General features: G+C 73.4%; 26 protein-coding genes and 1 pseudogene. 17 read left to right on the forward strand and 10 right to left on the reverse strand.

Going from position 1 to position 26,069, the window contains the following annotated elements; translation table 11 throughout:
- The first annotated feature begins 238 nt into the window (after window positions 1-238).
- Window positions 239-2,485: an alpha-N-acetylglucosaminidase gene (locus ACFVQZ_RS02605; protein WP_051787850.1), complete on the forward strand. Its 2,247-nt coding sequence runs from the start codon at window positions 239-241 to the stop codon at window positions 2,483-2,485.
- An 8-nt stretch (window positions 2,486-2,493) separates the two neighbouring features.
- On the opposite strand, the gene ACFVQZ_RS02610 is transcribed toward ACFVQZ_RS02605, so the two are convergent.
- From ACFVQZ_RS02610 to ACFVQZ_RS02625, 4 genes are all read right to left on the reverse strand, one after another.
- The gene (locus ACFVQZ_RS02610; protein WP_030494982.1) at window positions 2,494-3,657 is read right to left on the reverse strand and encodes a thiolase domain-containing protein; all 1,164 of its coding nucleotides are present in this window, start codon (window positions 3,655-3,657) and stop codon (window positions 2,494-2,496) included.
- A complete protein-coding gene (locus ACFVQZ_RS02615) occupies window positions 3,650-4,711 on the reverse strand; it encodes a thiolase domain-containing protein (protein ID WP_030494983.1) in 1,062 nt (353 codons plus the stop codon). The genes ACFVQZ_RS02610 and ACFVQZ_RS02615 overlap by 8 nt, the downstream gene beginning before the upstream one ends.
- A complete protein-coding gene (locus tag ACFVQZ_RS02620) occupies window positions 4,708-5,679 on the reverse strand; it encodes an OB-fold nucleic acid binding domain-containing protein (RefSeq protein ID WP_030494984.1) in 972 nt (323 codons plus the stop codon). The genes ACFVQZ_RS02615 and ACFVQZ_RS02620 overlap by 4 nt, the downstream gene beginning before the upstream one ends.
- A gap of 86 nt (window positions 5,680-5,765) precedes the next feature.
- On the reverse strand, window positions 5,766-6,566 hold the full coding sequence (locus ACFVQZ_RS02625) for a crotonase/enoyl-CoA hydratase family protein (RefSeq protein ID WP_383619024.1): 801 nt from the start codon (window positions 6,564-6,566) through the stop codon (window positions 5,766-5,768).
- Window positions 6,567-6,731: 165 nt separating this feature from the next.
- On the opposite strand from ACFVQZ_RS02625, the gene ACFVQZ_RS02630 reads away from it, so the two are divergent.
- Window positions 6,732-8,363, forward strand: a complete 1,632-nt coding sequence (locus ACFVQZ_RS02630; protein WP_383619530.1) for an acyl-CoA synthetase — start codon at window positions 6,732-6,734, stop codon at window positions 8,361-8,363.
- On the opposite strand, the gene ACFVQZ_RS02635 is transcribed toward ACFVQZ_RS02630, so the two are convergent.
- Complete coding sequence (locus ACFVQZ_RS02635) at window positions 8,360-9,226, reverse strand: alpha/beta fold hydrolase (RefSeq protein ID WP_383619026.1); 867 nt, start codon at window positions 9,224-9,226, stop codon at window positions 8,360-8,362. The two genes, ACFVQZ_RS02630 and ACFVQZ_RS02635, sit on opposite strands and share 4 nt — an antisense overlap.
- A 124-nt stretch (window positions 9,227-9,350) precedes the next feature.
- On the opposite strand from ACFVQZ_RS02635, the gene ACFVQZ_RS02640 reads away from it, so the two are divergent.
- On the forward strand, window positions 9,351-10,166 hold the full coding sequence (locus tag ACFVQZ_RS02640) for a pentapeptide repeat-containing protein (protein ID WP_383619027.1): 816 nt from the start codon (window positions 9,351-9,353) through the stop codon (window positions 10,164-10,166).
- Here the strand turns inward: ACFVQZ_RS02640 and ACFVQZ_RS02645 are convergent.
- On the reverse strand, window positions 10,163-13,453 hold the full coding sequence (locus ACFVQZ_RS02645) for a BTAD domain-containing putative transcriptional regulator (protein WP_383619029.1): 3,291 nt from the start codon (window positions 13,451-13,453) through the stop codon (window positions 10,163-10,165). The two genes, ACFVQZ_RS02640 and ACFVQZ_RS02645, sit on opposite strands and share 4 nt — an antisense overlap.
- Before the next feature lie 157 nt (window positions 13,454-13,610).
- On the opposite strand from ACFVQZ_RS02645, the gene ACFVQZ_RS02650 reads away from it, so the two are divergent.
- Complete coding sequence (locus ACFVQZ_RS02650; RefSeq protein ID WP_383619030.1) at window positions 13,611-15,140, forward strand: MFS transporter; 1,530 nt, start codon at window positions 13,611-13,613, stop codon at window positions 15,138-15,140.
- A gap of 174 nt (window positions 15,141-15,314) precedes the next feature.
- Entirely contained in the window at window positions 15,315-15,863 is a 549-nt protein-coding gene (locus ACFVQZ_RS02655) for a hypothetical protein (protein ID WP_030494991.1), read from the forward strand.
- Window positions 15,864-15,887: 24 nt separating this feature from the next.
- Here the strand turns inward: ACFVQZ_RS02655 and ACFVQZ_RS02660 are convergent, their stop codons facing one another.
- The 4 genes from ACFVQZ_RS02660 to ACFVQZ_RS02675 form a co-directional block, all read right to left on the reverse strand.
- A complete protein-coding gene (locus tag ACFVQZ_RS02660; RefSeq protein ID WP_030494992.1) occupies window positions 15,888-16,229 on the reverse strand; it encodes a DUF5713 family protein in 342 nt (113 codons plus the stop codon).
- A gap of 70 nt (window positions 16,230-16,299) precedes the next feature.
- Complete coding sequence (locus ACFVQZ_RS02665) at window positions 16,300-17,076, reverse strand: GNAT family N-acetyltransferase (RefSeq protein WP_030494993.1); 777 nt, start codon at window positions 17,074-17,076, stop codon at window positions 16,300-16,302.
- A 126-nt stretch (window positions 17,077-17,202) separates the two neighbouring features.
- On the reverse strand, window positions 17,203-17,742 hold the full coding sequence (locus ACFVQZ_RS02670) for a cupin domain-containing protein (RefSeq protein ID WP_383619532.1): 540 nt from the start codon (window positions 17,740-17,742) through the stop codon (window positions 17,203-17,205).
- 31 nt (window positions 17,743-17,773) lie between these two features.
- Window positions 17,774-18,994, reverse strand: coding sequence for a cytochrome P450 (locus tag ACFVQZ_RS02675; protein WP_383619033.1), 1,221 nt, complete (start codon window positions 18,992-18,994; stop codon window positions 17,774-17,776).
- A 369-nt stretch (window positions 18,995-19,363) separates the two neighbouring features.
- Between ACFVQZ_RS02675 and ACFVQZ_RS02680 the strand changes: the two are divergent.
- The 12 genes and pseudogenes from ACFVQZ_RS02680 to ACFVQZ_RS02735 form a co-directional block, all read left to right on the forward strand.
- Window positions 19,364-20,155: pseudogene (locus tag ACFVQZ_RS02680) on the forward strand (AMP-binding protein); the annotation flags it as partial.
- A gap of 234 nt (window positions 20,156-20,389) precedes the next feature.
- Window positions 20,390-20,533, forward strand: coding sequence for a hypothetical protein (locus ACFVQZ_RS02685; RefSeq protein ID WP_383619035.1), 144 nt, complete (start codon window positions 20,390-20,392; stop codon window positions 20,531-20,533).
- Window positions 20,534-20,795: 262 nt separating this feature from the next.
- Window positions 20,796-20,978: a hypothetical protein gene (locus tag ACFVQZ_RS02690; RefSeq protein WP_189951262.1), complete on the forward strand. Its 183-nt coding sequence runs from the start codon at window positions 20,796-20,798 to the stop codon at window positions 20,976-20,978.
- A complete protein-coding gene (locus tag ACFVQZ_RS02695; RefSeq protein WP_383619037.1) occupies window positions 20,975-21,292 on the forward strand; it encodes a hypothetical protein in 318 nt (105 codons plus the stop codon). Before ACFVQZ_RS02690 ends, ACFVQZ_RS02695 begins: the two co-directional genes overlap by 4 nt.
- A gap of 357 nt (window positions 21,293-21,649) precedes the next feature.
- Window positions 21,650-22,147, forward strand: coding sequence for a hypothetical protein (locus ACFVQZ_RS02700; RefSeq protein WP_383619038.1), 498 nt, complete (start codon window positions 21,650-21,652; stop codon window positions 22,145-22,147).
- A 6-nt stretch (window positions 22,148-22,153) separates the two neighbouring features.
- Window positions 22,154-22,600, forward strand: a complete 447-nt coding sequence (locus ACFVQZ_RS02705) for an endonuclease VII domain-containing protein (protein ID WP_383619040.1) — start codon at window positions 22,154-22,156, stop codon at window positions 22,598-22,600.
- Between the two features lie 361 nt (window positions 22,601-22,961).
- Complete coding sequence (locus tag ACFVQZ_RS02710) at window positions 22,962-23,903, forward strand: hypothetical protein (protein WP_383619042.1); 942 nt, start codon at window positions 22,962-22,964, stop codon at window positions 23,901-23,903.
- Between the two features lie 4 nt (window positions 23,904-23,907).
- Window positions 23,908-24,492: a TerD family protein gene (locus ACFVQZ_RS02715; protein ID WP_383619044.1), complete on the forward strand. Its 585-nt coding sequence runs from the start codon at window positions 23,908-23,910 to the stop codon at window positions 24,490-24,492.
- Between the two features lie 12 nt (window positions 24,493-24,504).
- Window positions 24,505-24,678: a BldC family transcriptional regulator gene (locus ACFVQZ_RS02720; protein ID WP_383619046.1), complete on the forward strand. Its 174-nt coding sequence runs from the start codon at window positions 24,505-24,507 to the stop codon at window positions 24,676-24,678.
- Window positions 24,679-24,700: 22 nt separating this feature from the next.
- A complete protein-coding gene (locus tag ACFVQZ_RS02725) occupies window positions 24,701-25,510 on the forward strand; it encodes a hypothetical protein (protein WP_383619048.1) in 810 nt (269 codons plus the stop codon).
- 13 nt (window positions 25,511-25,523) lie between these two features.
- Complete coding sequence (locus tag ACFVQZ_RS02730; protein WP_383619050.1) at window positions 25,524-25,874, forward strand: hypothetical protein; 351 nt, start codon at window positions 25,524-25,526, stop codon at window positions 25,872-25,874.
- A complete protein-coding gene (locus ACFVQZ_RS02735) occupies window positions 25,867-26,025 on the forward strand; it encodes a hypothetical protein (protein WP_383619051.1) in 159 nt (52 codons plus the stop codon). The genes ACFVQZ_RS02730 and ACFVQZ_RS02735 overlap by 8 nt, the downstream gene beginning before the upstream one ends.
- Window positions 26,026-26,069: the final 44 nt, after the last annotated feature.

Consider the following 26,069-nt stretch of genomic DNA (forward strand, 5'->3'; position numbering starts at 1 on the left):
GCGTACGCCGGAACGGGCCGTGTGTAACGGCATTCTCCCAAGCAGTTCGGGTGGTCTTGGGGTGAACGGGCGGCGGGTGCCCCGCGCGGGTCGGGGGTGTTCGACGGACAGATGTGCGGGGGCGCGGAAGGGGCGCGCGGAGCGTGTCGCCCTTGACCGGGATCGCGGCTCCGTCTCCCATATGACGGGCGGTCAGTTCATGATCGCCGTGGGTCCTTGACGAGGGGATGAGCCGGACATGAGACCTCCCATTTCCCGGGCGCGGTCCTGGGCCGCCCGGTCGGCGTGCTCCCTCGCCCTGTGCGCCGCCGTGGTGACGGCGCTGCCGTCGCCGGTGCCTGCCGCGGCGGAGCCCGCGCCGCCCGCGGCAGGCGCCGCCGGGGCGCCCTCGGCGGCGTACGCGCCGGGGGCGGCGCGGGCCGCGCTGGAGCGGCTGCTGCCCCGGCACGCACGCCAGTTCGACCTGGTGCTGGTGCCGCGGACGGAGGCGGGCGACCGGTTCTCGGTGGCGGGCACGGCGGGCCGGATCGTCGTCACGGGCACCACGCCGGCGGTGCTGCTGCGCGGAGTGCACTGGTACCTCTCCTACACGGTGGGCGTGGACCTCGGCTCGCCCGGCGACAGCCTGTCGGCGCTGCCGGACCGGCTGCCCGCGCCGGCCGGGAAGGTCACCCGGTCGGCCTCGGTGCCGCACCGGTTCGCGCTCAACGACACGGACGACGGCTACTCGGGCGCGTACCGGGACTGGAAGGCGTACGAACGGCAGATCGACCTGCTGGCGCTGCACGGCGTGAACGAGGTGTTCGTGCAGATGGGCGCGGAGGCCGCCTACCACGCCGCCTTCCAGGAGTTCGGCTACACGAGCGCGGAGCTGCGGGAGTGGATCCCGGGTCCGGCGCACCAGCCGTGGTGGCTGATGCAGAACATGTCGTCGTTCGGCGGTCCGGTGTCCGAGCAGCTGATCACCCGCCGGGCGGCGCTGGGCAAGCGGATCGTGGAGCGGCTGCGGGAGCTGGGCATGACCCCGGTGCTGCCCGGCTACTTCGGCACGGTCCCGCCCGGCTTCACGGCGCGCAACCCGGAGGGCAGGGTGGTGCCGCAGGGCCGGTGGATCGGCTTCGCGCGGCCGGACTGGCTCGATCCGCGCGGGCCGGTCTTCGCGCGGGTCGCCGCCTCCTTCTACCGGCACCAGGCGCGCCTCCTCGGCACCACCACGATGTACAAGATGGACCTGCTGCACGAGGGCGGGAACCCGGGCGACGTGCCGGTCGGCGAGGCCGCCGCACACGTGATGACCTCGCTGGACACGGCGCGGCCGGGGGCGACCTGGGTGCTGCTCGGCTGGCAGCGCAACCCGAAGGCGGAGCTGCTGGCGGGCGTCGACACCTCGCGGCTGCTCGTGGTGGACGGGCTCTCCGACCGGTACGACAACCTGGACCGCGAAACGGCGTGGTCCGGGACGCCGTACGCCTTCGGCACCATCCCCAACTTCGGCGGGCACACCACGATCGGCGCCAACACGTCGGTGTGGACCGAACGGTTCGAGGCATGGCGGACGAAGCCGGGCAGCGCCCTGAAGGGGATCGCCTTCCTCCCGGAGGCGACCTCCGCGAACCCGGTCACCTTCTCCCTCTTCACCGAACTCGCCTGGCGAGACGCCCCGGTCGGGCACGCCGACTGGTTCGGCCGGTACGCGGCCCGCCGCTACGGCGCGCCGGACCCGCACGCGGCCCGGGCGTGGGAGTGGCTGCGGAAGGGCCCGTACGGCACCGCGTCGAACGGCTGGAGCGAGTCCCAGGACAGCCTCTTCACCGCCCGCCCCAGCCTGACCGTGCGGACCGCGGCCTCCTGGGGGCCGAAGGCGATGCGCTACGACGCGGCGACCGTGGAACGGGCGCTGGACGAGCTGCTGCTGGTGGCGCCGGCGCTGCGGACCACCGACGCGTACCGCTTCGACCTGGTGGACACGGCGCGGCAGGCGCTCACCAACCGCAGCCGGGTGCTGCTGCCGAAGATCAAGGCCGCGTACGAGGCGAAGGACCTGACGGCGTTCCGGGCGCACGCGGCGCAGTGGCGGCGGTCCATGGCGCTGCTCGACGAACTCCTCGCCACCGACCGGCGGTTCCTGCTCGGGCCCTGGTTGGCGGGCGCCCGCGCGTGGGGCGCGTCGGACGCCGAGCGGGCGACGCTGGAGTTCGACGCCCGCTCGCTCGTCACCACCTGGGGCCACCGGGCGGGCAGCGAGGCCGGACTGCACGACTACGCCAACCGCGAGTGGTCGGGGCTCGTCTCCGGCTTCTACGCGCCCCGCTGGGACACCTACCTGGACTCCCTGGAGAACGCGCTGGTCACCGGGCGGGCGCCGGAGCCGATCGACTGGTTCGCCTGGGAGAACGCCTGGAACCTGCGCCGGGACGCCTACCCGGTGAACCCGAAGGGCGATCCGGTGGCGCTGGCGACCCGGGTCCGCGACAGCCTGCGCTGACCGGCGCGTCAGGCCGGCGGTTCGGCGCCCACCAGCCACATGGCGAAGAACTGGGCGCCGCCGCCGTATGCGTGCCCGACGGCCCGGCGGGCGCCGTCCACCTGGTGCTCGCCGGCCTCCCCCCGCACCTGGAGGGCGGCCTCCGCGAAGCGGATCATGCCGGAGGCGCCGATCGGGTTGGTGGACAGGACGCCGCCGGACGGGTTGACCGGCAGGTCGCCGTCCAGCTCGGTGACGCCCGCCTCGGTCAGCTTCCACCCCTCGCCCTCGGCGGCGAACCCCAGGTTCTCCAGCCACATCGGCTCATACCAGGAGAACGGCACGTACATCTCCACGGCGTCGATCTGCCGGCGCGGGTCGGTGATCCCGGCCTGCCGGTACACGTCGGCGGCGCAGTCGCGGCCCGCCCGCGGCGAGACGAAGTCCTTGCCGGCGAAGAGGGTCGGCTCGCTGCGCATCGCGCCGCCGTGCACCCAGGCCGCGGGCCGCGGGGCGCGGGCCGCGCCGGCCCGGTCGGTGAGGACCATCGCGCAGGCGCCGTCGGAGGACGGGCAGGTCTCCGAGTAGCGGATCGGGTCCCACAGCATCGGGGACGCCTGCACCTTCTCCAGGGTGATGTCGTGCTCGTGGAGGTGCGCGTACGGGTTCTTCAGCGCGTTGCGGCGGTCCTTGTACGCGACGAGGGAGCCGATCGTGTCGGGGGCGCCGGTGCGCCGCATGTACGCGCGCACGTGCGGGGCGAAGAAGCCGCCGGCGCCGGCGAGCAGCGGCTGCTGGAAAGGGACCGGCAGGGACAGGCCCCACATGGCGTTCGACTCGGACTGCTTCTCGAACGCGAGGGTGAGGACGGTCCGGTGGACGCGGGCCGCGACCAGGTTGGCGGCGACGAGCGCGGTCGAGCCGCCGACCGAACCGGCGGTGTGCACCCGCAGCAGGGGCTTGCCGACGGCGCCGAGGGCGTCGGCGAGGTACAGCTCCGGCATCATGACGCCCTCGAAGAAGTCGGGCGCCTTGCCGATGACGACGGCGTCGACGTCCGCCCAGGTCAGCTCGGCGTCGGCGAGGGCGCGCGCGGCGGCCTCGCGGACCAGTCCGGCGAGGGACACGTCGCGGCGGGCGGCGACGTGCTTGGTCTGGCCGACGCCGACGACGGCCACGGGCTCCTTACCCACGGGGGTCTCCTTCCAGGACGGCCACCAGGTTCTGCTGGAGGCAGGGGCCCGAGGTGGCGTGGGCGAGCGCGCGGTCGGAGTCGCCCCGGTGGATGCGGGCGGCGGCCTCGCCGAGCCGGACGAGGCCGGCCGCCATCATGGGGTTGGCGGCGAGCGCGCCGCCGGAGGGGTTGATCCGGACGTCGGCGCCGAGGCGGAGGGCCCGGGTGAGGACGACCTCCTGCGAGGTGAAGGGGGCGTGCAGCTCGGCGGTGTCCACGGGCCGTTCGAACGCGCCGGCACGCTCGGCGGCCAGCCGGGTGGACGGCGAGTCGGTGAGGTCGCGGACGCCGAGGGAGTGCGCTTCGATCCGGTGGTCCATGCCGCGGATCCAGGCGGGCCGTGCGCACAGCTCGCGGGCGCGGTCGCCGGCGGCGAGGATCACGGCGGCGGCGCCGTCGCCGACCGGCGGGCAGTCGCCGGTGCGCAGCGGCGCCACGACGTGCTCGCCCTGCGGGCGGGCGCCGGTGACCTGCGCGTACGGGTTGGCGGAGGCGTCGGCGCGGCTGCGGGCGGCGATGCCCGCGAGCGCCGTCTCGTCGGTGGCGCCCGCGTCGATGAGGGCCTGCGCCTGGAGCGCGGCGAGGGCGACGGAGTCCGGCCAGAGCGGGGCGAGGTAGTACGGGTCGAGCTGGCGGGTGAGGACGTCGCGGAGGGAGCCGGGCGACGACTTGCCGTAGGAGTAGACGAGGGCGGTGTCGGCCTCTCCGGTGAGCAGCTTCACCCATGCCTCGTACAGCGCCCAGGCGCCGTCCGTCTCGACGTGGGACTCGGAGATCGGCGGCCAGGCGCCGACGCCGTCGAGCGTCATGGTGAAGGAGAAGGCGCGCCCGGCGAGGTAGTCGGAGGAGCCGGAGCAGGTGAAGCCGATGTCGGAGGTCTTCAGGCCGGTCCGGCGCAGGACCTCGTGGAGGACGGGCATGACCATCTCGACCTCGGAGAGGTCGTCGGTGCGGCGCCGGTGGTCGCTCTGGGCGAAGGCGACCACGGCCACGTCCCGGGCGGGGGCGCTCACAGCAGCTCCTTGTACGTGTCGTAGTCCGCGTCCGGTTCGCCGGTGGGGCGGTAGTGGTCGGGGTAGCGGCCGTCCTCGCTCCACACCGGCTCGACGCGCAGGCCCATGCGCACCTGGTCGTACGGGATGCCGCCGATGCGCCCGTGGAGGGCGAGGCCCGCGCCGTCGAGGGCGATGTGGGCGTAGACGTACGGCACTTCGATGTCGAGGTTCTTCGCCTTGATGTTGACGATGCAGAAGGTGGTGACCGTGCCGCGCGGGCCGACCTCGACCTGGTCGGTGGTGGCGACGCCGCAGGTGGGGCAGGCGCCGCGGGGCGGGACGTACACCTTGGCGCAGGAGGGGCAGCGCTCGCCGACGGTGCGGCGCTCGGAGAGGGCGTGCAGGTAGCGGGTCTGGGCGCGGCCGGGACTGTAGGTGTAGTCGAGCCGGGTGGGGGTGACGATGCCGGTGACGGGGTCGTCGAACGCGCCGGTGTGCGGGACGGGTTGCCCGGGGGCGGGGAGTTCGGCCTCGTCGTCGTACGGCTCGAAGCAGGCGATGTCGGTGATGGCGCCGGTGCGGGCGGCGGCCCAGCGGATCCGGACCCGCATGCCGGTGCGGACGGCGTCCGGGCCGGGGGCGTCGAGGGCGTGCAGGAGGGCGGTGTCGGCGCCGTCGAGGCGGACCAGGACCCAGGCGAAAGGGCCGGGGAGCGGCTGGTTCGGACGGGGGGCGGGATTCCAGGCCCAGGTGGTGACGGTGCCGGTGGGCGCCACCTCCACGAGGTCGCGGAGGTCGGCGGCGGTCTCGGGGTCGTACTCCACGGGCGGGACGAGGACCCGGCCGCCCTCGGTGCGGACGCCGAGGACGGTGCGCTCGCGCAGTCCGGTGAGGAAGGCGGACTGGACGGGGCCGAGGGACCGGGTGAAGGGGAACTCGACGACGAGCGGGGCGCGGAGGATGTCGGGGGGCGGGGTGAGGGTCATGGGCCTTCCTCGGAGGAGAGGGGGGAGACGGAGATCGGGGGGGACTCCGGGGCGCGGGTGGGGCGGAGGTCGCGTCTCCGGGGACGTCACTCGCGCCGGTACACCGGGCGCCGCTTCTCCGCGAAGGCGCGGGCGCCCTCCTTCGCGTCCGCCGTGTCGAAGACCGGCCAGCCGCGCTCGAGTTCGGCGGCGAGCCCTTCGGTCTCGGTCAGTTCGGCCGTCTCGTACACGGACGCCTTCACCGCCTCGACGGCCAGCGGCCCGCAGGCGTTGATCCGTTCGGCGAGGTCGAGGGCGGTGTCGAGGGCGGTGCCGTCGGGGACGACCCGGCCGATCAGCCCGATCCGGGCGGCCTCCTCCGCGGAGTAGGGGCGCCCGGTGAGGAGCATTTCGAGGGCGTGGGTGCGGGGGATCTGGCGCGGCAGCCGGACCGTGGAGCCGCCGATCGGGAAGAGGCCGCGCCGGACCTCGAAGAGGCCGAAGGTGGCGGAGGTTCCGGCGACCCGGATGTCGGTGCCCTGGAGGATCTCGGTGCCGCCGGCCACGCAGGGTCCCTCGACGGCGGCGATGACCGGTTTGCGCGGGCGGTGGTGGCGGAGCATCGCCTTCCAGTGCAGGTCGGGGTCGGCCTTGAGCCGGTCGCGGTACGCGTCGCCCGCCATGCCCTTGCCGGCGAGCGCCTTGAGGTCCATGCCGGCGCAGAAGGCGCCGCCCGCTCCGGTGAGGACGATCGAGCGGACGGAGTCGTCGGCGTCGGCTTCGGTCCAGCCGTCGTGGAGGCCGACGAGCATGGGCAGCGAGAGGGCGTTCTTCGCCTCGGGGCGGTTCAGGGTGAGGACGAGCGTGGCGCCTTCGCGCCGCACGGTGAGGTGTTCGGTGCCGGCCATGGGCATCTCCCGTCTCCAGTTCTGGAACAGGTTGCAGGAGCGGCGTGGGCAGTTCAATAGTTCTCTGACACTCAGTCAGATTCTTTGACGCGCCCTCTTCCCACCTGTCCCCGGCGGTGCTCTGATGACCGCCCGAGTCCGAACGAGCCGGGATCAGGAGGAATGGTGGAGTACAACCTTGCCGACCTGTTCGAATCGGTCGTGGACGTGGTGCCGGAGCGCGAGGCGCTGGTCTACGTCGACCACCCGGGGACGGGCGCCGAGCGCCGGCTCACCTACGCGGAACTCGACGAGGCCGCCAACCGGCTGGCCCACCACCTGCTCGACGCGGGCGTGCGCCCCGGCGAACACCTGGGCCTCCACCTGTACAACGGCGTCGAGTACCTCCAGACCGTACTGGCCTGCCTGAAGGCCCGGATCGTGCCGGTGAACGTCAACTACCGGTACGTCGAGGAGGAGTTGGTCTACCTCTACCGGGACGCCGACCTCGCCGCCCTGGTGTACGACGCCGAGTTCACGGACCGCGTGGCCGCGGCCCTGCCGCGGTGCGAGAAGCTGCGGCACCTCGTCCGGGTCGGGACGCCGCCCGAGGGGGCCGCCGCGCTCGGCTCCGCACCCCTGGAGGAGGCGGAGGCGGCCGCGGATCCCGGGCGTGGCTTCGCCCCCCGGTCCGGCGACGACCTCTTCATCATCTACACCGGCGGCACCACCGGGATGCCGAAGGGCGTCCTGTGGCGCCAGGAAGACCTGTTCTTCGCCGGCCTGTTCGGCGGCGACCCCTCCGGCGAGCCGGTCAAGCGGCCCGAGGAGCTGGCAGAGCGGGTCGCCGCCGGCGGCGCCGGCCTCACCTTCTTCCCCGCGCCGCCGCTCATGCACGGCACCTCCACCCTCACCACCTTCATCGCCTTCCACTACGGGCAGCGGGTGGTCCTGCACCGCAAGTACGTGCCCGAGGAGGTGCTGCGGACCCTGGAGAAGGAGAAGGTCTCCAGCATCTCGCTGGTCGGCGACGCGATGCTGCGCCCGCTGATCGACGCGCTCGCCGGGCCGCTGCGCGGCACCGACCTGTCGGCGCTGTTCAGCCTCTCCTCCTCCGGCGCGATCATGTCGGAGACCGTACGGGCGCAGCTGCGCGCGCTGATGCCGCACGTGCTGCTGCTCAACAACTTCGGTTCCACCGAGTCGGGTTCGAACGGCCGGGCGACCGACGACTCCGGCCCCGAGAGGGGCTTCCGGCTGCACGTCAACGAGCGGACCCAGGTCGTCGACCCGGTGACGCGCGCGCCGGTCGCCGTCGGCGAGATCGGGCGGCTCGCCCAGCGCGGCCACGTGCCGCTCGGCTACTACAACGACCCGGCGAAGACGGCCGAGACCTTCTTCGAGCGGGACGGCGTGCGGTGGGTGCTCCTCGGCGACATGGCGACGGTCGACGCGGACGGCGTCGTGACCGTCCTCGGCCGCGGCTCCCAGTGCATCAACACCGGCGGCGAGAAGGTCTACCCGGAGGAGGTCGAGCAGGCCCTCAAGTCGCACCCCGACGTGTACGACGCACTGGTCGCGGGTGTCCCCGACCCGACGTGGGGCAGCCACGTGGCCGCCGTCGTCCAGCAGCGCGAGGGGACGACGCCGCTGGACCTGGCCGCCGTCCAGGCGCACTGCCGCCGCCACCTGGCCGGCTACAAGGTCCCCCGCCAGCTCGTCCTCACCCCCCGCATCCAGCGCTCCCCGAGCGGCAAGGCGGACTACCGCTGGGCGAAGGCGGTCGCGACGGAGGCGGACGCCCAGGAACGGGCCTAGCGATCCCGGCGGGACGTGCCGGGGGTGTCGAGGAAGGCGGTGACCGTGCGGACGAAGGCGTCCGGGTCGTCGATCCACGGGTAGTGCCCGGCGCCGGGCTGGACGACCGGTTCGGCGGCCGGGAGCAGGGCCGCCGTCGCGGCCGCCGCCGCGGGCGTGGGCCCCGCGTCCCGCTCGCCCGCCAGCACCAGCACCGGCGCGGTCAGCGCGGTGAGGGCGCGGCGGGTCGCCTCCGGGTCGTAGGCGCCGTCGCCGTGGTAGGCGACGGCGGCCTCCCAGTGGGTCTGCCGGGCGCCTCCGGCCGCGTGGGCGCGGGCGGCGGCGTCCCAGCGGCCGTACGAGAACGGTGCGGCGGCCTCGTACACGCGCGGCAGCGGTGTGCCGGGCCCGATCGCCTCGAGCGCGGCCCGGGCCTCGGGGTACCAGTCCTGGCCGGCGAAGGCCGCCACCGCCCGGTCCCACTCCTCGTCCGTGGCCGACAGGCCGAGGCCGCGGGTGACGGAGGCGACGAGGACGAGGGACCGGATCCGCGCGGGGTGCGCGGCGGCGTAGAGGAGGGCGAGGTTTCCGGCCGCCGAGTGGCCGAGGAGGTCCACGCGGTCCAGGCCGAGGTGGGCGCGGAGGGCCTCGACGTCGGCGACCTGCCGGTCGCAGCGGTAGCTCCCGGGGTCGGCGGGGACGGCGCTCGCGCCCGTGCCGCGGGCGTCGAGCAGGACCAGACGGCGGTGGGAGGAGAGCCCGCCGAGGTCCCCGAGGTAGACCGCGTCCCGCATCGGACCGCCCGCCAGGCACACCAGCGGCTCCCCCTGCCCGAGCACCCGGTAGTGGAGCGCGGTCCCGTCATACGTCGTGAACGTCGGCATGGCCATGATCATCCCGGCTGCCGCGGGCGCCCCGCAAACGGATTCGGGCGCCCCCGGAGCCCGCGCCGGGGCGCGGTACGGTGGGCAGATCGTCCCTCCCGAACCGTGAAGGAACCGTTCCCCCGTGCCCGAAACCCGGGATGCCGCGCTGCGCGGTGACTGCGCGCAGTGCTTCGGTCTGTGCTGTGTGGCCCTGCCGTTCGCCAAGTCCGCCGACTTCGCCGTGAACAAGGCGGCCGGCGACCCCTGCCGCAATCTCCAGGACGACTTCCGGTGCGGGATCCACGCACGGCTGCGGCCGGGCGGATTCCAGGGCTGCACGGTCTACGACTGCTTCGGGGCCGGGCAGCGGGTGTCGCAGGCGACCTTCGGCGGGGTGTCGTGGCGGGAGGCGCCGGAGACCGCCCGGCAGATGTACGACGTCTTCCCGGTGGTACGCCAGCTCCACGAACTGCTGCGCTACCTGACCGAGGCGCTGCGGCGGCCCGCCGCCCGGTCCCTGCACGGCGACGTGCGGGCGGCGCTGGCGCGGGTCGAGGCGCTGGCCGGCGCGCCGGCCGCCGAGCTGGAGAAGCTGGACGTCGGGCCCGTGCGCGCCGAGGTCAACCCGCTGCTGCTGCGGACCAGCGAGCTGGTCCGGGCCACGGCCGGCGGCACCCCGCGCAGCCGGCGGGGTGCGGACCTCATCGGGAAGCGGCTGCGCGGGGCGAAGCTGCGGGGCGCCGACCTGCGCGGCGCCCTGCTGATCGCCGCCGACCTGAGCGGCGCGGACCTCACCCTCGCGGACCTGATCGGCGCCGACCTGCGCGACGCGGACCTCTCCGGCGCCACCCTCACCGACGCGCTGTTCCTCACCCAGCCGCAGCTGAACGCGGCGCGCGGCGACGCCCGGACCGTCCTCCCGGAGGGCTTCGAGCGCCCCGCGCACTGGGCCGCCTAGGCGGCCTCCTCCGGCGCCGCCGCGCCGCGGGCGTACTCCTCCTCGTACGCCTCCGGGCCCAGGGCCGCCCGGGCCCGGGCGGTGATCCGCAGCACGTCGTCGTGCTCGCCCTCCGGGAGCGGCACGCCGACGCCGGCGCGGGTGGCGGCGGCGGCGCCGAGCAGCCGGGCCGCGCGGGCGGCGTCGCCCGCGAGCGAGACGGCGCCGGCCAGACCCTCCATGCCGAGCGCGAGTGCGCGCGGGTCGCCGGTCGCCCGGGCGGCGGCGAGGCCCGAGGTCTGCAGCTCCAGGGCCCGCTCCGCGTCACCGCGCAGCTCGGCCGCGAAGCCCAGCTCGGCCAGGATCAGCGCGGGCATGCCCGGTTCGTAGCCCATCCGCCGGTGGGTGTCGAGGACGTTGCGCATGTGGGCCTCGGCGGCGTCGAGGTCGCCCTCGCGGCGGGCGCCCATGCCGAGCCCGATCTCCGCGTACTGCTCGCCGAAGCTGTCGGTCTGCTCGACCGCGATCCGCCGGGCCCGCTCGTGGAACTCCCGCGCCCGCCCGTACTCCCGGGTGAGCAGTGCGATCCGGCCGAGGCCGGACAGCTGGAACGACACCTCGCGGCGCAGGTCCAGGCGCTCGGCGATGTCCAGGCAGGTCCGGTGGAGTTCCGCGGCGTACGCGTACTCCCCCACGATCTCCGCGCGCGTCTGGAGCGGCACCATGGCCTGCAACCGGCCCCACTCGTCGCCGAGTTCGCGGAACAGCTTTAGGCTCCGCTCGCCGTCGCGCAGCAACGCCGGGAAGTCGCCGCGGAGTTTGGCGTGGAAGGAGCGGGTGGCGAGGGCCGCCGCCGTGCCCCAGCGGTCGCCCAGCTCCTCGAAGCGGGCGAGGGCCCCGTCGACCAGGGCGGCGCTCGCCTCGGCGTCCCCGATGCCGTAGAGGTGGGAGCCGAGGAACCACGCGGCGCGCGCCTGTTCCAGCGGGTCGTGCACGGTCTCGTACGCCCGCAGGGCGGAGCGGTACTCGGCGAGCGGGTCGGCGCTGCCTCCCGAGGCCAGCCGGACGCCGCCGAGCCAGGCCGCGGCACGGGCGCGGAGCGCGGCGGGCGCGGGGCCGGGCACGGCGAGGGCGGCGGCGAGCGAGCGCTCGGCCTCGGCGGCCCGGCCGCGCAGCCGCCAGTACCAGCTGAGCGCGGTCGCGAGGCGGAGCGCGGTCTCCGCGTCCCCGGCCGCGACCGCGGAGTCGAGGGCGCCGCGCAGGTTCGCCGTCTCGTCGTCGAGACGGCGGAGCCAGGACGCCTGTGCGGCTCCCCGCAGCAGCGGCTCGGCCCGTTCGGCCAGCCGCAGGTAGTGGGCCCGGTGCGCGGCGCGTACGGCCTCCGTCTCGCCGGCCTCGCGCAGCCGCTCCCCGGCGTAGGCCGCGACCGATTCCAGGAGCCGGTAGCGCACGCCGCCGTCGGGGCCCGCGGGGGCGGCGACGACGAGGGACGCGTCGACCAGCCGGGACAGCAGGTCGACGACGTCGGCGGGGTCCGGCCCCGGGCCGGGGACGCCCGCCGTGACCTCCTCGGCGGCGTCCAGGGCGCAGCCGTCGGCGTGCACGGCGAGGCGGCGCAGGACGGTCCGCTCGCCGGGGCCGAGCAGGTCCCAGCTCCAGTCGAGGACCGAGCGGAGGGTCCGCTGGCGGGCGGGCGCGTCCCGGGAACCGACGGCGAGCAGCCGGAAGCGGTCGTCGAGCCGGTCCGCGACCTCGCGGACGCCGAGGGCACGCACGCGCGTGGCGGCCATCTCCAGGGCGAGCGGGATGCCGTCGAGCCGCCGGCAGATCGCGGCGACGGCGCCGGCGGTGGCCGCGTCCAGGGTGAAGCCGGGCGCGGCGGCGGTGGCCCGGGCGACGAACAGCTCCACCGCGCCGAACCGGCCCGGGTCCGCCGGATCCAGGGACTCCCCCGGCCGCGGGCGGGGCAGCGGCGCCACCTCGTGCAGGTGCTCGCCGGTGAGCCCGAGCGGGACCTGGCTGGTGGCGAGGATGCGCAGCGCGGGCGCGGCGGCGAGCAGGCGGGCGGCCAGCGCGGCGACGGGCTCGACGACGTGCTCGCAGTTGTCGAGGACGAGCAGGACGGGGGCCTCGCCGAGGGCGCGGGCGATCCGGTCGACCGGCGGGAGCGGGTCGGTGCCCGGGGCGGGCGGCACGTCGTCGCGGACGCCCGCGGCGCGGCCGACGGCCTCCCGGACCTCGGCGGAGGCGGTCTCCCGCCGCCCGTCCGCGGCGCGGTCGAGGGCGGCGAGCTCCACCAGCCGCACCCCGCCGGGGAACGCCGTCGCGGCGCGGGCGGCGACCGCGAGGGCGAGACGGGTCTTGCCGACGCCGCCGGAGCCGGTGAGGGTGACCAGCCGTCCGGTACGGAGCAGGGCGCCGAGCTCCTCGACGGCGGCGTCGCGGCCGATGAGCCCGGTGAGCGCGGCGGGGACGGGCGCCGCGGGGACGGCCGGCGTGCCGGAGGGCGCCGGTGCGGGGCCGGTGCCGGCGGGCGGCGCCGGGTGGGGCGGGGCGGGGGCGAGGCCAGGGGCCTGGGTGAGGATCGACCGGTGCAGGGCGGCGAGTTCGGGGCCCGGGTCGACGCCCAGCTCCTCGGCGAGCCGGGTCCGCACCTCCTCGTACCCGGTCAGCGCCTCGCTCTGGCGGCCGGCGAGGTAGAGCGCGCGGAGGTGGACGGCGCGCAGCCGCTCCCGGAGCGGGTGGAGCGCGACCGGGCCGCCGAGTTCGTCGGCGACCTCGGCGTGCAGGCCGAGGGCGAGGCGGGCCTCGGCGCGCTCCTCCAGGACGGAGAGCCGCTGCTCCTCCAGCCGGGCGGCGGTGGCGCGGGCGAACTCCTCGTCGGCGAAGTCGGCGAGCGCGGGGCCGCGCCACTCGGCGAGCGCGTCGCCGAGGAGGGCCGCGCGGGCGGCGGGGCCGGTGGCGGTCCTGGCCCGCTCGGCGAGGGCGCGGAAGCGGTCGGCGTCCACGCTGCCGGGCGGGGCTTCGAGGACGTACCCGGGCGGCCGGGAGACGAGCAGCCGCCGGGCCCCCGGTTCGGCCTCCTCCAGGGCCCTGCGCAGCCGCCACACCTTGTTCTGGAGGACGCCGGCGGGCCGCGCCGGCGGATCGTGCGGCCACACCTCGCCGACCAGCCGGTCGGCGGGCACGACCTCCCCGCGGTGCGTCAGGAGGCAGGCGAGCAGGGCGCGGACCTTCGCCTCGGGGACGGTGACCTCGGCCCCGTCGTCCGTCCACACGGCCAGCGGCCCCAGCACCCCGAAACGCATGCCGCTCACCCTAGATCACGCCGCCGGCGGCGGGACCGGGAACGGACCGGGAGCGAACCGAGAGGGGACCGAGAGGGGACCGAGAGCGCCTCCCGGCAGGGTCGTCCCCGAGGTCAACGAGACCATCTCTCCCCCGGTTCAGCAGGAAGGGACGACCATGTCCGTCATCTCACCGATGGACGCCCCGCCGCGCGCGGGGCGCCGGGAGTGGGCGGGGCTCGCCGTGCTGGCGCTGCCCACGCTGCTCATCTCGCTCGACCAGAGCGTGCTGTTCCTGGCCCTGCCCCACCTCACGGAGTCGCTGCGGCCGACCGGCACCCAGTCCTTGTGGATCATGGACGCGTACGGGTTCCTCATCGCCGGCTTCCTCATCACGATGGGCGCGCTCGGCAACCGGATCGGGCGGCGCAGGCTGCTGCTCGTGGGGGCCGTGGCGGTCGCGCTGACCTCGCTGCTCGCCGCGTACGCGACCAGCGCGGAGATGCTGATCGCGGCCCGGGCGCTGCTCGGCGTCGCGGCGGCCACCCTGATGCCGTCGACGCTGTCGCTGGTGAACAGCATCTTCCGGGACCCGGGGCAGCGCGGCCGGGCGATCGCCGTGTGGGCGGGCTGCTTCATGGCGGGCACGGCGCTCGGGCCGGTCGTGGGCGGTCTGCTCCTCGAACGCTTCTGGTGGGGCTCGGTGTTCCTGCTGGGCGTGCCGGTGATGCTGGTGCTGCTCGTCGCGGGGCCCCGGTTGCTGCCGGAGTACAAGGAGCCGGGCGGCGGGCGCCTGGACCCGGTGAGCGTCGTCCTGTCGCTGGCGGCGGTGCTGCCGGTGATCCACGGGCTGAAGGAACTGGCCCGGCACGGCTGGTCGGTCGTGCCGCTGCTGACGCTCGCAGGCGGGGTGGCGGTCGGCGCGGTGTTCGTGGCGCGGCAGAAGCGGATCGCGCACCCGCTGCTCGACCTGGGGCTGCTGCGGGGGCGCGGGTTCGCGGCGGCGCTGGCGATCCTGCTGGTGTCGATGATCGCGACGGCCGGCAGCTACCTCTTCATCACCGGCTACCTCCAGCTCGTCGCCGGCCTGTCGCCGATGGAGGCCGGCCTGTGGATGGTGCCGTCGGCGGTCGCGTCGATCGTGGCGGCGCAGCTGGCGCCGACGCTGGCCCGGCGCTTCCCGGTGCACCTGGTGGTCGCGGGCGGGCTGCTGGTGGCGGCGGTGGGCTACGGGCTGCTGGTCCTGGTGGGTCCGGCGGGCGGGATGCCGCTGCTGGTCGCGGGTTTCGTGGCGGCGTTCTTCGGCGGCGGGCCGATCGGCGCGCTGGGCACGGCCCTGGTGGTGGGGTCGGCGCCGCCGGAGCGGGCCGGGTCGGCGGCGGCGCTGTCGTCGGTCTGTGGCGACCTCGGCGCGGCGCTGGGCGTGGCACTCCTCGGCAGCCTGGGCACGGCGGTGTACCAGGGGACGGTGGAGGTCCCGGACGGGGTTGCGCCGGGGCTGGCGGAGGCGGTCGGGAACGGCGCGGACGCGGCGCTCGTGGCGGCGGAGGCGCTGCCGGCGGGCGCGGCGGAGACGGCCGCCCGGGTCCTGGACGCGGCCCGCGAGGCGTACACGAACGGCCTGAACGCGGCGGGCGCGGTGTGCGCGGTGATCGCGCTGGCGTCGGCGGCCGTCGCGGCCACGGCCCTGCGCAAGGCGTCCGTCTGACGACCGCCCGGGTCCGCCGCGGTCCCGGCCCGTCTCCTCCGGATCGTGCCGGGCCCGCCGGGCGTCGCCGTACGCAACCTTTCCGCGCCGGGCGCGGTCTGATCATCCGCCGGGGCACCACCGGGACGTGCCCCGGCGGACGCCCACGCCCGGATCCTGCCGCGGAGGACCGCCATGACCGACAGCACCGCCCCCGAGCCCTCGCCGGAGGCCCTGTCCGAGCTGCTGGACGCCGACCGGACGCGGGCGCTGCGGGCGCTGATGCCGCCGTGGCCGGCGTTCGCGCTGTCGGTGGTCTGCGCCGCCGCGGTGTGGGTGCCGGACGAGGGCGTGGCGCGGACGGTGGCGGTGCTGTCCGTGCTGGCGCCCGGCGCCTGGGCCCTGCTGCGGAACGGGGCGCTGACCCGGGAGGCGACCGTGTACGCGCCGGACGACCCGGAGGACGGCCCCGCCGATCCGGTGCTCGCGGCCCGGGTGGCCGCCCGGATGCTGGTGGTCACGAACGTGGCCGTCTCCGCGGTGCTCGCGGCGGCGGTGCTGTGGGCGCCGCTGACCTGGCTGCGGGTGCTGCTCGCGCTGTTCTGCCTGTGGGGCGCCGCCGACCTGTTCCGGCAGGCGGGGGCCGCGCGCCGGGCCCGCGAGGTGATCGCGCGGAGCCGGCGCGAGCCCTGGTACCCGGCGTACCGCGCCCGGATCGCGGCGCGGCGGGCCGTCCTGGGCTGACAACCCGGCCGCGGGGCGGGGCCGTCACCACGTGCGGGGGGCGATCAGCTCCTCCGGGTCGGCGCCGGCGTAGCCGTACGCGACGGCGACGAACCGGAAGTCGCCGCCTATCTCCTCGCGGGCGACGGTCTCGATCTCGCTCCCGGCGGCCTCGAACTCGGCCTCCAGGCGGTTGAACTCCTCCGTCGCCGCGTGCGTGAGCCGGTAGAGCTCCGGCAGGCCGGCGGGGCGCTCGGCCTCGATCCGCTCGCAGAGCCGGAGCAGGATCTCCCGGCCCTTGTCGACGACGTGGTCGGGGAAGTACCCGTCCTCGTACAGTCCGCGCAGGAACGCGTGCTCCCCCACCGTGTCGTTGGCGATCCCCATGGTCCGCTGGTCCCCTCCCGTGCGTGCGCTCTCTCCTCCCGATGATGCCCGGGGGCACCGACAACGCGGCTCAGGCGTGCGTGTACGGGGTGGTGGTGGTGAGCGGGACGAAGCCGAGGCGCTGGAGGATGGGGCGGCTGGTGGGGGCCGCGTCGACCTGGACGTACCGGTGGCCGTGGGCGGCGGCGACGCGGGCGCGATGGGCGACGAGGGCACGGTAGAGGCCCCGGCCGCGCCACGCGCGGACGGTACCGCCGCCCCAGAGTCCGGCGAAGTCGGTGCCGGGGTACAGCTCCAGGCGGGCGGCGCTGACGGGGACGCCGTCGGCGAGGGCGAGGACGGCGGGGACGGTGCCGGGGTCGGCGGCGAGCCGTTCGAGGAGGCGATGGGCGAGGTGGGAGGCGTCGGTGCCGAAGGCCTGTTCGTGGACCCACGCGACCTGCCGGACCCCTTCCTCGTCGGTGACCTCGCGGAGTTCGACGCCGTCCGGCAGCGCCACCGGGCCGCCCTGCGCGCTCGCCTCGGCGACCAGCAGGGTCTCCGGCTCCTCGGGGGTGAAGCCGGCCGCGACGAGCCGTGCGGCGAGGTCGGCGGGGCCGTCGTGGCCGTACAGCTTCCACTCGAAGGGGACGCCCCGCGCCCGGAAGTGGGCGAGCTGGGCGGCGATGGCGGCGTCGGCGGTGCGCGCGTCGAGGCCGGACCAGAGGACGCCGTTCCAGGCGTGGGCGGGGCCGGTCTGGCGGACGACGGCGCCGTCGCGTTCGACGCGGCAGCCGGGTCCGTCGGGGCGCGCCGCCTGCCGCAGCTGCCGGTCGTACAGGTCCAGGAGGTGGGGTGCGTGGCTCATCGTGGCCATTGAAGGACGGTCGCCGGGCGCGGGCAACGCCTTTTCCCGCGGCGGGGGCCGCACGCCGCTTCCGGTGCCGCGTCCGCCGGCGCCGTGCCCGCCGGCGCCGGGGCGTCCCTGCGTACCTCAGGCGCCGGCGTCGTGCCGGAGCGGGGTGATCTGGTCGATGTCGTAGCGGACGCGGAGCCGGGCGATGGCGGCGTGGTCGACCTCGCCGCCGTCCCCGGCCTCCGCCAGGATCTCCATCAGCTCCTCGAAGTACCGCTCGTGGTCGGGCGGCGGCGACGCCTGGAAGAGCATCCGGGCCGGGGTGCCGGTGGGGTTGGCGAAGGCGTGCGGGCAGCCGGGCGGCACCAGGATGAGGGTGCCCGGGGTGGCCCGGACGACCCGCTGCCCGGACGCGGACTCCCAGTCGCGCCAGCTGTCGCGGGTGCGGACGAGCGGTTCGAAGGCGAGGACGTCGAGTTCGCCGTCGAGCAGGTAGAACAGCTCCTCGCTGTGCCCGTGGGCGTGCGCCCCGACGTCGAAGCCGGGCGGGACGACGACCTCGAAGGTGGAGGCGGCGCGGGAGTGTTCGCCGGTCACCTTGAAGGTGACGTGCTGGGCGGCGGTGGTCAGGGTGCGGCCGTGGCCGGGCGGGACGACGAGCCCGCCCGCGGCTCCGATGGCGGTGGCTGTCACGGGGCGCCTGCTCCTGTCACCAGGTCACGGGAAGGGTCTCGGGGCCGCGGATGAGGGCGCCGCGCTGCCAGCGGAGTTCGTCCTCGGGGACGGCGAGCCGCAGGTCGGGGAAGCGGTTCCACAGGGAGGCGAGGAGGATCTCGGACTCGATGCGGGCGAGCGCGGAGCCCGGGCAGTAGTGCGGCCCGTGGCCGAAGGCGACGTGCGGGTTGTACGCGCGGTCGAAGTCGAGCCGCTCCGGTTCGGCGAAGACGTCCGGGTCGCGGTTGGCGGTCAGGTACGAGACGTAGACGGGGTCTCCGGCGGGGATGAGGACGCCGCCGACCTCGACATCCTCGGTCGCGATCCGGGAGAGGCCGACGGCGTTGCGGTGCGGGATGTACCGCAGCAGTTCGTCGACGGCCTGCGGGATCAGCTCGGGTTCGGCGCGCAGCCGGGCGAGGTGTCCGGGGTGGGTGAGCAGCGCGTAGACCATGTTGGCGCTGTTGTTGCGGACGGCGTGGGCGCCGCCGATCTGGATGAGGACGGCGAGGCCGACGGCCTCGTGCCCGGTGAGCGTCCCGTCGGCGACGGCCTCGGCGAGGACGGCGGCGAGCTGGTCGCTTCCGGCGTCGTGGCGGCCGCCGATGAGTTCGGTGAAGTAGGCGCCCATCTCGGCCTTGGCCCGCTCGCTGGCCTCGCGGCCCGCGCCGGCCGAGATGATGGTGTCGGACCAGTGGGCCATGAGGTGCCGGTCCGCTTCGGGGACGCCCATCAGTTCGCTGACCATGGCGAGCGGGAAGGGCCGGTTGACGGATTCCATGAGGTCGGCGGGGGCGCCGTGCTCGGCCATCCGGTCGAGGAGCCCGTCCATGACGGCCTGCGCGTGGTCGCGCAGCGAGGCCAGGGCGCGGGCGCTGAAGGCGCGGGCGACGACCCGGCGCATCCGGGTGTGGTCCGGCGGGTCGGCGAAGCCGACGGCGCCCTCCATCGGGATGAAGTGGGGGGCGAGCCGGGTGATGGAGCGGCCCCAGACGGCCTGGCGGCTGAAGCGGGGGTCGACGGAGACGAACTTGACGTCCTCGTAGCGGGTGACGAGCCAGGCGTGGCCCTCGCCGTGCGGGAGCCGGACGCGGGTGACCGGGTCCTCGTGGAGGAGCCGGGCGAGCAGCGGGTCGAAGTCGAGGCCGGTGAGGTCGGGTACCGCCCAGAAGTGGACCTGTGGGGTGTCGGCGGTTCCGGTGGCCGTGGTGGTCACGGCGTCACCCCCGCGGGGGCTGGGGGCTGCGGGACAGGCATGGCGTTCGCTTTCGTCCGGGCGCGCGGTCGGGCCCGCCGGTCCCGGGGCGGGGCGGCGGGGTGGGCCGGGGCCGCGGGGCCCCGGTCGGTCCGACCGTCCCCCCGGACCCCCCGCCGGTATGCGTGGACGGCGCCGATCCCACTCCAAGGGGTGACACCGGCACCGCCCGCCGGGGGTGCGGCGGTGTCGGAAAGGTGACCCCGGGCCCTTGCCAGGACCGGGTCCGGGAACGTTTTACTGGCCCCCACACGTATCTACCGAATGATCGGTCGTCCGTTTTCCGTTGACCGGCCGGGCGGCCGGGCGAGTGGCGAGGAGTGGCAGCGCATGAGGGAACTGCTGGACGGCGGCGAACGGCTCGGGCGCGAGGAACTGGCGGCGCTCCAGCTGGAGCGGCTGCGGAGCACGCTGCGGCACGCGTACGCGCACGTGGAGTTCCACCGGCGCGCCTTCGACAAGGCCGGGGTGCATCCGGACGACTGCCGCTCGCTCACGGACCTCGCCCGCTTCCCCTTCACCACCAAGGCGGACCTGCGCGACCACTACCCGTTCGGGATGTTCGCCGTCGACCGGTCGCGGATCCGCCGCGTGCACGCCTCCAGCGGCACCACCGGACTGCCGACGGTGGTGGGCTACACCGAGGGCGACCTGGACGTGTGGGCCGACGTGGTGGCCCGCTCGCTGCGCGCGGCGGGCGCCCGCCCGGGCGACCGGGTGCACGTGGCGTACGGCTACGGCCTGTTCACCGGCGGCCTGGGGGCGCACTACGGCGCCGAGCGGCTGGGCTGCACGGTGATCCCGGCCTCCGGCGGTATGACCGCGCGTCAGGTGCGGCTGATCCAGGACTTCGAGCCCGACGTCATCATGGTGACGCCCAGTTACATGCTGACGCTGCTGGACGAGTTCGAGCGGCAGGGCGTGGATCCGCGCGCGACCTCGCTGCGGGTCGGGGTCTTCGGCGCGGAGCCGTGGACGGAGGCGATGCGCGCGGAGATCGAGGAGCGGTTCGCGATCGACGCGGTCGACATCTACGGCCTGTCGGAGGTGATGGGGCCCGGCGTGGCGCAGGAGTGCGTGGAGACCAAGGACGGCCTCCACATCTGGGAGGACCACTTCTACACACACGGCTCTGACCTGCTGGTACCCACAGCCTAACATTCCACTGCCAAGACCCCCCATCCCCGACGCCGGCAGTAGCCCGCGAGGGCCCGGGGCAGTTCAACTCCCCTTTTTTTAAAAAATTCTGAGGCACCGTCGACCGCATGTCAGTCGGGGCTTCCACCCTTTGTGTCCGATTTCTCCACATTTGACCAGAACTCGAAGCATTCTTCTAATCGAAACGAAGTGATCCCCATGACCGACGAGGAGTTCGAAGCGACCTGGGCGGAGATCCGCGAACACGTCCGCCACACGTCCTTCCCGGCCCCACCGACGTCAGCCGAGGAGCGCGAGTACGCGCCCCACGGACATCACGAATTCGGCGAATCCCGCCACTGAAAAGACTCCACGGTCCTCACCTCAGACATCCAGATGATCTCCGAGGGAACGAGCTGGACACTCCGAGGACCGTGGCCCCACTCCCCCGCTCCGCTCCGGTGTCACGGGCGTTGAGCAGGGGCCGCTCCCCCTGCCCGTGACGGGCCCAGGCGTAGTTACCACTGGGCTGGGCGGGGGTCGAGCAAAGGTCCCGGCCGGGCTTTGGGATGGGCCCGGCCGGGACCGCCTACTTTCCATCCCTTCACCGAAAAGGAATACCGCCATGGCCGCACGTCAGGGTGCCAAGCACCACGCCGCGAAGATGACCACCGCGAAGGTCCGCCAGGCCCGCAAGTACTACGACGCCGGCAAGTACACGGTTGCCGCGCTCGCCAAGAAGTACGCGGTCTCCTGGACGGCGATGAACATGATCGTCCGGCGCGAGTCGTGGAAGCACGTGTCATGACCGGCACCTGGCCTGTCGACCCGAACGGCGACATGGTCCCCGTCCTGGAAGCGTCCGTGGAGGCGGCGAAGATGCGACACCCGAGCAGCATCAGTCTGACCTCCGCCGACCGGTGCGACGGCTGCGGCGCCGCCGCTGCCTACATGGTGGAAAAGCGGGTCACCGATCCGGACGACCCGTTCAACACCAAGCTCACCGCCAGGCCCACTCTCCTCTTCTGCGTCCATCACTGGCGGAAGCACTTCCCGAGGATGGTCGACGAGGGGTGGGTCGTTTCTGGCGGCAACGCCGACGTCATTCAGGGGCGGCTGTGAATACCCCCTCCTGGCCGGAAACGCCGGAAGAACGTCAGGCCCGACGGGCAAAGGTTCGCGCACGGAAGCAGGTGGCTTGCAAGTGATATGCGAATCGTGCAAAGAACTCGCCGATCTCGCGAAGCGATTCCCCGGCACGGGAGCCGCGAGGATCAAGCACACACGCAAGAAGAAGCCGCATTGCAGTGCGCCTCTCACCTGCACCTGTCAGCACCGGCGTGTTTCCGATGGCTACGTCGCCGTGCCCCCGGAATAGGCACCTCTGGTACTCCGCTACGTTTCCAGTCCCGATGAAGTGGATTCGCCGGGACTGGTGCTGTCTGTGTGGGCATAGGAGAGACGACAGTGCCACGCCCAGTGAACCGGAAACTGAAGAAGGAAGTCCGGGAGGTAGTTGAGTGGGCCGAACCGCTTGGCTGGACCCTCCTGGAGGAAACCGACAGCCATAACCATTGGGTTCTCCGCCATGTGGCGACAGGACAGCATGTGCACCTGCCATGCACTCCCCGCAATGCGCGCACCCTGGAGAACTCCAAGGCCAAGATTCGCCGCATATCCGGCACCCCCAATGACAGCGGGCCCGCCGCCCGGTATCGGCATGAGTCCCCCCGAAAATCACGATTCGATATGCGATCCGCTATTCGAGAGGCGAAGGAGAGGGCCGAAGAACGGGAACGAGCCAACTCCGAATATGCCGCCTGGCAGGCCGAGGTCACCGACACCGAGAGCCAGCTCGACAAGGCGATGCGCGCCCTTCTCGCTCTGAATCCTCGCCGTCATCCCCTACAGGTTCGAAAGCTGGCGGCTCATGTAGTCGAGCTGGAAGAGAAGCTGGAATACCTCACAACCGAATAAGGCTTCATGACAACTAAACAGTGCAGGGATTGCCTGGCCGAGTATCTTGCCGGTGAGATCCCGAAGATGCCGAAGCGCCCTGCTCTTGAGCAGGGTCCTCGGTGCTCCTCTCATTGGCGGCAAGTCGTCAAAGAGCGCAAGGCCGCCAATCATGAGAAGCGCGTGCAGAGGGTCTACGGCCTCAAGGCCGGAGAGTACGCCCAGCTCTACAGGTTCCAGGGTGGCCGATGCGCATTGTGCCGCCGCAGTACCGGAGCTTCGAAGAAGCTTGCCGTCGATCACAATCACGCGACCGGCGCCGTCCGGGGACTCTGCTGCTCCATCTGCAACAAGTGGATCCTCGGGCACGCCCGTGACCGCATCAGCTTCTTCGAGCGCTGTATCGGATATCTCCGCATGCCGCCCTATGAGGCCATGAGGCAGGGCTGGACGGAGTGGTACGCCGATGAGTGACCGCATCACGTGCCCCAGTTCCGAATGCGGCAAGAGCCTGGCTCCCACCACCAACGGCAGATACCGCCAGCACCTGCTGCCGGCGTCGAGGACCCCCTGCGACTTCGGGGGGACCGTCATACCCCCCAAGGAGGAGGGATGCCTGAACGACTCGACTTCGACTGGTGCAGCGTCCCCGACTGCCACGTCTGCGCCACCACCTCAGGACGATGCGAAGGAGCGTGCCGAGCATGCGACCTCTTCGACGCCCTCTTCACCTTCGCCGCCGGAAGCGGAGGCAGGTTCCACTGCCTCGATACCTGCCCCTGCGGTCGCTGCACTTCCCGGCGTCACGGAGTACGCGGAAGGCCTGAACGGCCTGGTGTCGACCCAGCTCGCCGAGTACAAGGCGACGGTTGAGGCGAGGCTGACGCCCTTCTCGCAGCCGGCGCCGCCACTCGACGACGCCGCCACGCAGGTCCCGCTTTTTAGCCAGCCGGCCTCCGGGCGGATGTCGGAGCAGCCAGCGGAGCCGATGACCGACCTCGGCCGGGACCTGACCGCCCGGCTGAAGGAGATGTTCTACGCCTTCGACAACCGACGATCGGAGGACAACCGTTCCGCTCAGACCACTATGGGCCCGAGTGAGATGGGGACCCCCTGTGACCGTCGACTGGCGCTGTCTCTCATGCGGATGCCGCCGGTCAACCCCGGTGGGGACGGATGGGCCGCCTTCGTCGGGACCTGCATTCACGCGGGTCTGGAGCAGATGTTCATGTGGGCGGATCACGGAACTGGACGTTTCGCCTGCGAGACAAGGCTCGCGTTCGACAGCAGGTACGTCCCGAAGGGGACGGCCGACCTGATCGACCGGACCCTCTTCATGCTGGACGATCACAAGTGCCAGGGCCGCTGGAGCCGGAACAAGCTCAAGTCGCAGGGGCCGTCCCAGACCTACCGCGTCCAAGCCCACGTCTACGCCTACGGCGCCCGGCAGCGCGGTGAGAGGATCGAGCACGTCGCGATCATCTCCTGGCCCCGGGACGAGGCAACCCTCGACGACCTCTACGTCTGGACCGAGCCCTACAACCCCGCCATCGCCCAGAAGGCGTTCGAGCGGGTGCACCGGATCGGCGACGAGGTCGAGCAGCAGCAACGGGAGCTAGCCGAGACGTACGGCGTCCCGAGCAGGGACGAGCAGCAGCTCCTCCAGAACAAGGCCCGCGTTGGCGCCGGCTTCGACGTCGCCGACGACTGCCGCTTCTGCCCCTTCTATCTCCCGAACGCCCGCGACATCACGCACGGCTGCAACGGCGAAAGGTGAAACTATGCTCACTCTCCGCAAGGAAGACGGCCCCGCCGACCTCGGTGGCGTCACCAACATGGCCGTCGGCGCCTCATGGGACACGACGGGCGGGGCCGACGGCGGCATCGTCGGCTGGGCCCGGCGAAAGCGGGGTACCGACCTCGACCTGATCGCCATCCTCATGCAGGGCGACGAACCGGTACGCCAGGCAGGACTCGACTCTCTCGACCCCCTCCAGAACGGTGGCGTCGTCCACTCCGGCGACAACCAGACCGGTCACGGCGCCGGAGACGACGAGACCGTGCGCGTCGACTTCTCCAAGGTCCCCGGCAACGTCGACAGCATCGTCTTCATCGCCGCCGCCTTCAAGAAGGGCAGCTCACTCGACAAGGCCGCGAACGTGTCCTTCAAGGTCTACGACGGCACCGGCGGTTCCGAGACCCAGGTCGCGGACATCTGGCCATCACTCCTGGGCAACGACAACGCCAACGCCGTCTGCAAGGCCTTCCGTTCCGGTGGTGGCTGGCAGCTCGAAGTCCTCAACGTCAAGGGCAAGGTCCGGCAGGGCGACATCCAGTCCCTCCGACGCTTCGCCCAGGGGAAGTAGCCGAAAGGCACGATGCCAAGCGATGACCCGCTGATGCGCCCCGAGGAGGTCGCCGAGCTTTTCGGAGTGGACACGCGAACGATCGCTCGGTGGGCTGACGAGGGCAAGCTGTGCAGCGTAAGAACACTGGGAGGGCACCGCCGCTTCCGCAGGTCGGAAGTCGAACGGCTCCTCGACGACAACTGAACACACAACAGAATGAGGGACAGTGACCTACCCGCCCCAGCAGCCGTTCTCGCAGCCCTCATCGGGGGGCAGCGGCGGTGACACCTTCAATGCCGCCGACCACAAGGGGCACCTCATGCTGGTGTACCCGAAGCAGTACCAGCCGGAGGTCCCCACCAAGAACGGCCCTTCCTCGGCGGCCGACGTGGACGTGATCGTCGTCGACAAGCCCGGCCCCGACAGGAAGCCGCTCAGCTTCATCGGCGCCCGCTTCTTCGGGAACCTGGCCAACTCCGTCCGCAACGACATCGGCGGCCAGGTGCTCGGCCGGCTGGACCAGATCAGCACGCAGGGAGGCCGGACGCCGTGGGTTCTGACCCCGTTCACGGAGCAGGACGCGGCGCTGGCCGGCCCGGTGCACCAGCAGTACGTGCAGGGTCTGTTCAAGCCGGCGGCGAACCCGATGGCTGCCCCGCAGGGTGCTGCGGCCCCGGCGCCTGCTGCGACCTATGCGCCCCCGCAGCAGCAGTGGCAGGCACCTGCATCGCCGGCTGCTCCGGCTCCGCAGCAGCAGTGGCAGCAGCCCCCTGTGGCAGGCCAGCCGAGCTACCAGGCCCCTGCTCCGCAGGGGAATGGCGCTGCACCCCAGCAGCAGTGGACGCCCCCTGCACCTGCGCCGGCGGCCCCGGCTGCACCGGCCGCCCCTGCCCCTGGTGGTACGCAGGTTGACCCACAGCTCGCCCAGTTCCTGACGGCGCACGGCGTCAACGCCGCAGCCGTCCCCGACATGGGAACCGCCGTGATGATCGGCAAGACCTTCCCCGACTTCGCGCAGCAGTTCCCGCAGTACTGACCCGAGGAGCCCCGTGCCCCCTGCGACCCGCAAGCCCGCCAAGAAGGCGGCACCCCGTAAGCCGAAGAACGACACCTCCGTGGAGAGCCCCGTGAGCGACACCGTCGAGACCCCCGAGACCGAGACCGAGACCGAGACGCCGGCACCGAAGCGCAAGGGCCCGAAGCCCAACCCCGTCTCCCGCGTCCGCCGTGCCAAGGCCCGACTGGAGAAGGCCCGCCGTGACGCCGCGAAGGTCCAGAGGGCTGCTGAGGCACTGGCGGAGGCCGAGGCCGAGTACGCCGCCGCGATGGCCGCCCTCCAGGCCGACCTCGACGACCTCGCGGACATCGACACCGACACCGTCGCCGACGTCGATGAGTGAGCCGGTCGTCGGTCCCCGCGAACCGTCCTCCTCCCCGGCGATCTACATCCGGATCCCGGTGGCTCCCGAGCTGGAGCTGACCGACGACGAGACGCGCGAGCTGGGCGTCGCTGCTGAGCTGGCTCTGAGGAAGATCCTCGGCCGACGGTAATCGTCACCCCTATTGACGCATTTCGGCATAACGGGCACTCTATG

The organism is Streptomyces sp. NPDC057854 (genome assembly GCF_042797055.1).
Classification (GTDB): domain Bacteria; phylum Actinomycetota; class Actinomycetes; order Streptomycetales; family Streptomycetaceae; genus Streptomyces.

Bases quoted from the DNA above. Each gene is read 5' to 3' on its own strand.
- ACFVQZ_RS02605 (WP_051787850.1), top strand. From the start codon at position 239: ATGAGACCTCCCATTTCCCGGGCGCGGTCCTGGGCCGCCCGGTCGGCG.
- ACFVQZ_RS02620 (WP_030494984.1), bottom strand. From the start codon at position 5,679: ATGACCCTCACCCCGCCCCCCGACATCCTCCGCGCCCCGCTCGTCGTC.
- ACFVQZ_RS02625 (WP_383619024.1), bottom strand. From the start codon at position 6,566: ATGGCCGGCACCGAACACCTCACCGTGCGGCGCGAAGGCGCCACGCTC.
- ACFVQZ_RS02635 (WP_383619026.1), bottom strand. From the start codon at position 9,226: ATGCCGACGTTCACGACGTATGACGGGACCGCGCTCCACTACCGGGTG.
- ACFVQZ_RS02645 (WP_383619029.1), bottom strand. From the start codon at position 13,453: ATGCGTTTCGGGGTGCTGGGGCCGCTGGCCGTGTGGACGGACGACGGG.
- ACFVQZ_RS02650 (WP_383619030.1), top strand. From the start codon at position 13,611: ATGTCCGTCATCTCACCGATGGACGCCCCGCCGCGCGCGGGGCGCCGG.
- ACFVQZ_RS02655 (WP_030494991.1), top strand. From the start codon at position 15,315: ATGACCGACAGCACCGCCCCCGAGCCCTCGCCGGAGGCCCTGTCCGAG.
- ACFVQZ_RS02660 (WP_030494992.1), bottom strand. From the start codon at position 16,229: ATGGGGATCGCCAACGACACGGTGGGGGAGCACGCGTTCCTGCGCGGA.
- ACFVQZ_RS02665 (WP_030494993.1), bottom strand. From the start codon at position 17,076: ATGAGCCACGCACCCCACCTCCTGGACCTGTACGACCGGCAGCTGCGG.
- ACFVQZ_RS02685 (WP_383619035.1), top strand. From the start codon at position 20,390: ATGACCGACGAGGAGTTCGAAGCGACCTGGGCGGAGATCCGCGAACAC.
- ACFVQZ_RS02690 (WP_189951262.1), top strand. From the start codon at position 20,796: ATGGCCGCACGTCAGGGTGCCAAGCACCACGCCGCGAAGATGACCACC.
- ACFVQZ_RS02695 (WP_383619037.1), top strand. From the start codon at position 20,975: ATGACCGGCACCTGGCCTGTCGACCCGAACGGCGACATGGTCCCCGTC.
- ACFVQZ_RS02705 (WP_383619040.1), top strand. From the start codon at position 22,154: ATGACAACTAAACAGTGCAGGGATTGCCTGGCCGAGTATCTTGCCGGT.
- ACFVQZ_RS02715 (WP_383619044.1), top strand. From the start codon at position 23,908: ATGCTCACTCTCCGCAAGGAAGACGGCCCCGCCGACCTCGGTGGCGTC.
- ACFVQZ_RS02720 (WP_383619046.1), top strand. From the start codon at position 24,505: ATGCCAAGCGATGACCCGCTGATGCGCCCCGAGGAGGTCGCCGAGCTT.
- ACFVQZ_RS02735 (WP_383619051.1), top strand. From the start codon at position 25,867: ATGAGTGAGCCGGTCGTCGGTCCCCGCGAACCGTCCTCCTCCCCGGCG.